The sequence below is a fragment of the Acidobacteriota bacterium genome, assembly GCA_034211275.1.
Classification (GTDB): Bacteria; Acidobacteriota; Thermoanaerobaculia; order Multivoradales; family JAHZIX01; genus JAGQSE01.
Map to the genome: position 1 here is coordinate 1 of JAXHTF010000283.1, position 6,433 is coordinate 6,433.

The 6,433-nt window shown below is 65.7% G+C and carries 5 protein-coding genes; 3 read left to right on the forward strand and 2 right to left on the reverse strand.

All coding sequences use genetic code 11. From position 1 onward, the window contains the following. The 3 genes from gcvPA to SX243_24760 form a co-directional block, all read left to right on the forward strand. Window positions 1-1,187, forward strand: a 1,187-nt coding sequence (gene gcvPA, locus SX243_24750; protein ID MDY7096197.1) for an aminomethyl-transferring glycine dehydrogenase subunit GcvPA, incomplete at its 5' end; no start/stop codon positions are given. 101 nt (window positions 1,188-1,288) lie between these two features. Beyond that, entirely contained in the window at window positions 1,289-2,836 is a 1,548-nt protein-coding gene (gcvPB, locus tag SX243_24755) for an aminomethyl-transferring glycine dehydrogenase subunit GcvPB (GenBank protein ID MDY7096198.1), read from the forward strand. Window positions 2,837-3,078: 242 nt separating this feature from the next. Next, the gene (locus tag SX243_24760) at window positions 3,079-3,480 is read left to right on the forward strand and encodes a hypothetical protein (GenBank protein MDY7096199.1); all 402 of its coding nucleotides are present in this window, start codon (window positions 3,079-3,081) and stop codon (window positions 3,478-3,480) included. 31 nt (window positions 3,481-3,511) lie between these two features. Here SX243_24760 and SX243_24765 read toward each other — a convergent pair whose 3' ends face one another. Together SX243_24765 and SX243_24770 are read right to left on the reverse strand one after the other, a co-directional pair. Beyond that, the gene (locus SX243_24765) at window positions 3,512-4,117 is read right to left on the reverse strand and encodes a hypothetical protein (GenBank protein MDY7096200.1); all 606 of its coding nucleotides are present in this window, start codon (window positions 4,115-4,117) and stop codon (window positions 3,512-3,514) included. Beyond that, on the reverse strand, window positions 4,114-6,433 hold a 2,320-nt coding region (locus tag SX243_24770), incomplete at its 5' end, for a hypothetical protein (GenBank protein ID MDY7096201.1). The genes SX243_24765 and SX243_24770, both read right to left, overlap by 4 nt.

Here is a 6,433-nt window from a genome sequence, read left to right on the forward strand (position 1 = left end):
GACGGGACCTGGTGAGCTTCCTCGGCGGCGGTGCCTATCGCCACGAGACGCCGGCGGTGATCGATTCCTTCCTCACCCGCTCCGAGTACCTGACGGTCTACACCCCCTACCAGCCGGAGGTCAGTCAGGGCACGCTGCAGGCGATCTTCGAGTTCCAGACCTTCATCTCCCTGCTCACCGGTCTGCCGGTGGCCAACGCTTCCATGTACGAGGGTGCTTCCGCCTTCGCCGAGGGCGTGATGATGGCCATGCGGGTGCAGCGCAAACGCCGCAAGGTGGTGATGGCGCGTTCCATTCACCCGGAGTACCGGGCGACCCTGCGCACCTATCTGGACAACCTCGACGTCGAGATGGTGGAGATCGGCTGGGAGGAGAGCGGCCGCATCGACCGCGCGGCGCTGGACGCGGCGGTGGACGACACCACCATCTGCGTGGCGCTCCAGAGCCCCAACTACTTCGGCGTGGTGGAGCGCTGGTCCGACGCCTCGGAGGTCGCCCAGCAAAACGGTGCCCTCACCGTCGGCGTGGTGGCAGAGGCTCTCAGCCTGGCGCTGCTCCAGAGCCCCGGCGAGGGTGGCTGCGACATCGCCGTGGGAGAGGCCCAGAGCTTCGGCTTGCCGCTGGCTTACGGTGGCCCCTACCTGGGCTTCCTGGCCGCTGGCGAGAAACACAAGCGGGCCATGCCCGGGCGTCTCGCCGGCCAGACCGTGGACGCCAACGGCGACCGCGCCTTCGTGCTCACCCTGGCCACCCGGGAACAGCACATCCGGCGCGAGAAGGCGACCTCCAACATCTGCACCAACCAGGCCCTGTGCGCCCTGGCGGCCACCGTCTATCTGGGCCTCCACGGTCGGGTGGGTCTGCGCCAGCTGGCGGAGCTCAACCTCCAGCGGGCCACCTATCTGCGCTCCATGCTCGCTTCCGAGCTGAACTACAAAGCCACCTTCCAGACGCCGTGCTTCAACGAGTTCGCGGTGCGCAGCCCGGAGAGCGTGGCCGACACCCTGAAGGCCATGGAAGAGCGGGGCGTGCTGGCGGGGGTGCCCCTGGGGCCGGATTATCCGGAGCTGGAGGATTCCTTCCTCATCGCCGTCACCGAGTGCAACCCGCCGGAGGATCTGGAGCGGCTGCTCACCGAGCTGCGGCAGCTCGGCGCCGGGACGGAGGTCGTGCCGCTCCCCGCTTGAGGGACCCCACGAGATCGGCGGCACGCTTTCGGTAGAGACGGTCTGAACAGGTCGGGAGACCACCTGACGGAGCCAAAAGAAAGGCTTAGGAGAACGGCAAGATGTCCAACGATTCCGCAGTCAAAGAGCCGACGGAGCACCAGGTGGAGACCAAGCACCACGAGTCTCCGGACATCCACTGGCGCAGCCCGGACCTGCTCTTCGAGCTCAGCAGCCCGGGGCGCATCGGCGTCACCCTGCCGGCGACGGGAGTCAAAGAGACCCCGCTGGACGCCCTGCTGCCGGAGGAGCTGCAGCGCGGCGAGATCGAGGGCCTGCCGGAGCTTTCCGAGGTCGACGTGCTGCACCACTTCACCCGCCTCTCCCGCCGCAACTACGCTCCCGACCTGGGGCTCTACCCCCTGGGCAGCTGCACCATGAAGTACAACCCGCGGGTCAACGAGGAGCTGGCGCGGCTACCCGGCTTCGCCAACAGCCATCCTCGGCAGCCCGAGGGGACGGTCCAGGGCAGTCTGGAGCTGATGTGGCGGCTGGAGCAGCTGCTGATCGAGATCACCGGCCTGCCGCGGGTCAGCCTGCAGCCCGCCGCCGGCGCCCACGGAGAATTCACCGGCATCCTGCTGGCGAAGCAGGCTCTGGCCCAGCGCGGTGAGGATCGGCGCTACGTGCTGATCCCGGACTCCGCCCACGGCACCAACCCGGCGTCCGCTCACCTGGCGGGCTTCGAGGTCAAAGAGCTGGCTTCCAACGAGCACGGCACCCTCGACCTCGATCACCTCGAAGAGGCCATGACCGAGGACGTGGCGGCGCTGATGCTCACCGTGCCCAACACCCTCGGCGTGTTCGAGAACCACATTCTCGAGATCGCCCGCATCGTCCACGCCAAGGGCGGCTTCCTGTACTGCGACGGCGCCAACTTCAACGCCTTCGTGGGCAAAGTCCGCCCCGGCGACATGGGCGTCGACGTGCTGCACATGAATCTCCACAAGACCTTCACCACCCCCCACGGCGGCGGCGGTCCCGGCGCCGGCCCGGTGGCGGTGTGCGAGGAGCTGGTGCCCTTCCTGCCGGCGCCGATGGTGGAAAGGGAAGGGGAGGACGGCCCCTTCTTCCTCGACTACGACCGCCCCGACTCCATCGGCCGGGTGCGCTCCTTCCACGGACAATTCGGGATGTTGGTGCGCGCCCTAGCCTACATTCACGCCATGGGCGGCGAGGGTCTGGCGCAGGTGGCGGAGAACGCGGTGCTCAACTCCAACTACGTGCGCCAGGGTCTGCGGGACAGCTACCACCTGCCCTACGAGTCGCCGAGCCTCCACGAGGTGGTGTTCTCGGACAAATGGCAGTCGCCCCAGGGCGTCTCCACCCTCGACATCGCCAAGCGGATGATGGACTACGGCTTCCACCCGCCCACCATCTATTTCCCCACCATCGTCTCCGGCGCCCTGATGATCGAGCCTACGGAGACCGTCGCCAAGCGCGAGCTGGACAGCTTCATCGAAGCCATGCAGGCCATCGCCCTGGAGGCCAAGGAAGCTCCCGACCTGGTCAAGGGCGCCCCCTACACCACCCCGGTGCGCCGCTGCGACGAAGCCCGCGCCGCCCGCCAGACGGTGCTGCGCTGGCATCCCGACGGGGACGAGTCCTGAGTCGAGTGCGTTGGGCAGGGCGGTGTGGTCGAGGGGGTTGGGCAGCCCCTCACCCTCGATCCCTCTCCCAGCCCTTTCCCCCTCCCGGCCGGGAGAGGGACGCCCCCACCCTCGCCAGCGGATCTATCCGCTTCTCTCGCTCCCACGCTCCAGCGTGGGAGCTCGGGGGAGACGCTCCAGCGTCGTGGGTGGGGGCCGGTGGGGAAGCGCGCAATGGATGAGCGAGCCCCGGGGCTGTCGACATGACGGAGGAAACTCCCCGCAAGGTCCCCGGCCCCTGGGAGCCCATCTTCGGCGGCATCTTCCTGGGCAGCGGCTTCCTGGCCATCCTCAACGGCCTCGGCTGGATCCACCTCGCCGGCATGGTCCAGCTCACCCTCCAGGCCTACTACGCCTGCGCCGCCGCCGGCGGCTGGCTGATGGGCAACGTCTACGTCCAGCGCCGCCACAAACTCCCCGAGCACCTCCGCCGCCCCTTCCTTCTCTTCTATCTCATCGGCCCCGCCGGCCCCTACGCCCTCCTCTGGGCCCTCCTCCCCGAACCCTTCCACCAAATCTCCCCCTTCATCCCCCTCTACGCCCTCATCGTCTCCTGCATCTTGTTTTTGGTGCCGTACCTATTGCGGAACTGGCCCCCGCGGTAGGGGGAGCGCCCAGTTGGTATCGGGATTCGGTTCAAGACTCAGGATCAACTCCTGGTGTTGGCGGGCGGTGCGCTGAGAAGGGTCCTTGCTGGGCCTCCAGCAGTCGACCCGCTGCTTCCTCTAGGTCATGGAGAACGGGTTCTCCTTCTACTTGGAGAAGCTGCCACCCATGAATGATCATCGTTTCGGCAAGCTGACGCTCATGATCGCTGAGTCCATGCTGGCCACGAAACTGTAAGAAGCGAAGCAGAAAGCCTCCACCAGCAGCCCGGGGATCAGTGGCCCCTGTTGCTAGGGCCGTCGAGTACCACCTGTCAGCTTCCTGCGCATCATCTAGCTTCTTGCTGATCTCGGCGAGGGTGTCTTCTAGTTCAAAGCGGGCGTAGTCTTCCGCGGCAAGATGCCACGCTTCGAGATAGTCATTCTTAGCTCTCTCTAGTTCGCCGTGCTCCTGATACAAAGTTCCTCGAAAGGCTATGACTTCCCCCCGAAGGTCTTCTGGTGCACGATCTTCTAAGTACCTATTCAGAATGTTGACAGCGGCCTTGAAGTCGTTGCCCACAAGGCCTGCTATCGTGGCAGCCTGCTGGGCCTCGTTCCACTCTTGCCACTCAGCTTCAGTGATCATGTTCATCAACCTAGAGGACACTTTTCAAACGGCCACCCGCCACCATTCTTGATACACGACCTATAGCAGGCCCCGCAGTCCTTTCTCGGGCCGAAGTTTGGCTTGTTCCAGTCAGGCTGGAATGGGTCTTCGAGGCACAGTATGAGGAGACGCTTGCAGATGTCACGGGTCTTCGATTCGCACTCTTCGCAGTTTCTCCGGCTGTTCCACCAATCTTTGACCAGCTCGGTGGCTGCCCAGGTACCAGCAACCGCGATGATGGGTACGCCGAGGATATCTCCCACGGGGATTGGTCCATCGATGGCAATACAGGCTCCACCGGCCGTGGCCAGCGCGGCCGGTCCATATAGGCCCAGGGGATCGAGATACAGAAGAGGATTCTGGGCGCTGTAAAGAAACGGCTGCTCGAGCTTTGGGCTTCCCGTCCGTAGCATCGCTAGATAGTAGGAAACGGTTGAGTCGAGCGGAAGGTCTCGTGGCCGAGTGACACTGCCGAGAACGCCCAGGTTCACTGGGTCTGGCTTGGAGTATCTCCCCGTCGTGGGCGAATACCAGCGATGCAGGTTGTTGCTGCCTACCCCTCCTTCACCCGCCTCCTTCCAGACCGCATCCACCCACTGCCCCGGGAACCGCAAGTCCACTCCCGCCAGACTCGCCCCGGAGTAGTCCGCCCCAAACGGCTCGAGGCCGCCCTTCCAAACTTCCGCACCCACCGCGTCCGTCGCCAGCACCGGAGTCCCCAGGTGATCCACGCTCAGCCAGGTCACCTCGGCGCTCCCGCCCGCCGGCGCGTCCATCTGCGCCAGGGGCCGACCGGCGAAATAGAAGTAGTAGCGGGTGCTCTTCTCCATCGGACCGGCGAAGTGGGTGACGGCGTGGAGAAGGCCTTCGGAGCTGTAGACGCTAGAGAGGTTCGGGTCGGTGGAGCAGTCGGCGGTGCCGGCGCCGATGTCGGAGCCGACCGCGCTGGTCCAGCACGAGCCGTCGCCGGCTTCGAAACCGTCAGTGAAGATCTCGCTCAGGGAGTCGGCGCGGGCGGTGGTCAGGAAGCTGCGGCCGTCGTAGAGGAAGTCGCTGGCAGCATCGCCGGCTGGGCGTTCGAGGCGGGCCAGCCGGCCGGCTGCGTCGGAGCGGTAGGTGATCTCGTTGGCTGGCGCGGTGACCTGCTCCAGGTGCCCGGCGGGGCCGTAGGTGTAGGTCTTGGTGCCCGTGACGCCCAGGGTGATGGTGTCGAGGATTGCGGTGTTCCCGCTGGCACCGTTCGGCTGATAGGCGTAGGTGTCGGTGACGCCGTCCCGAGTCTCTACCAGCCGATTGCCGATGCGGTCGTAGGTCCAGGCTAGATCGCCCCACGGGCCGTCGCCGCTGGTGAGGTAGTACTGAAAGTCCTGGTAGCCGTAGTCCTTATCGTTGGCCGGGGTGAGAGCGTCCTGGATGCCCTCGATATTGCCCACGTTGTCGGTGGTGTAGGTCCACTGGAGGACGGCTGTCCCGGTCAGAGGCGTGGTGGGCGCCACGGTGATAGCCGAAGGGAAGTAACGGTCGGTGAAGCTGCGGGTCTCGGTGAGGCCGTTGCCGAGGTCGAGGCTCTTGAGCGGGCCAGAGGGCGCGTACTCGGCCCCGTCGGCGAGGAAGAGATCCGGCTCACCGGGTCGCTGGACCGTCAAGCTGTGAGGACGGTCCGCGTAGTCAAAGGTCGAAACGGCGGTCACCCCGCCAGGATACTCCACGCCGCTGCGGTTGCCGTTGGCGTCGTAGGCATACCCGAGGGCGCCGTCCTGGGTGAGGCGGCCGAAGCGGTCGTATCGGTAGTCGAGGGCCTGGCCGTTGCGCGTGATGGCGGTGAGTCGGCCTTTCGAGAACGGCACCAGCGGGTCGTCGTAGGTGTAGGTGATGTCCAACGAGTCGTCCGGATAGTCCACGAAGGTGACGCGGTCTAGCTCGTCGAGGACCCTCGTGGTCACGATGCCGCGGGCGTCGGTGCTCTCTTCGAGCTCGCCGCGCTCGTTGTAGCGGTGGGTCGTGGTGCCGGAGACGGGGCTGATCTCCTCGGTCAAGAGGTCCCGGTCCGAGTAGACGTAGCTCGTCTCGTTGCCTTCGGCGTCGGTGACGCTGGTCAGGTGGTCCTGGACGTCATAGCCGTACTCGGTCACGGCAAACATCCCGAAAGCCGAATCTCCGCCCCAGCGCTGGGTCACCGTCTCCAGTCGGTCCAGCGCGTCGTAGGAGTACATCGTCGTCGGGATCTCCGTCTGGCCGCTCTGCTGGGTGGTCGAAGGATGGTTGGCGTCCCAAACCTTCTCCAGGTTGCCTTCGCAATCGTAC

What these genes read in the sequence shown, in the direction of transcription:
- gcvPB (MDY7096198.1), top strand. Translation starts at nt 1,289, where the DNA reads ATGTCCAACGATTCCGCAGTCAAAGAGCCGACGGAGCACCAGGTGGAG.
- SX243_24760 (MDY7096199.1), top strand. Translation starts at nt 3,079, where the DNA reads ATGACGGAGGAAACTCCCCGCAAGGTCCCCGGCCCCTGGGAGCCCATC.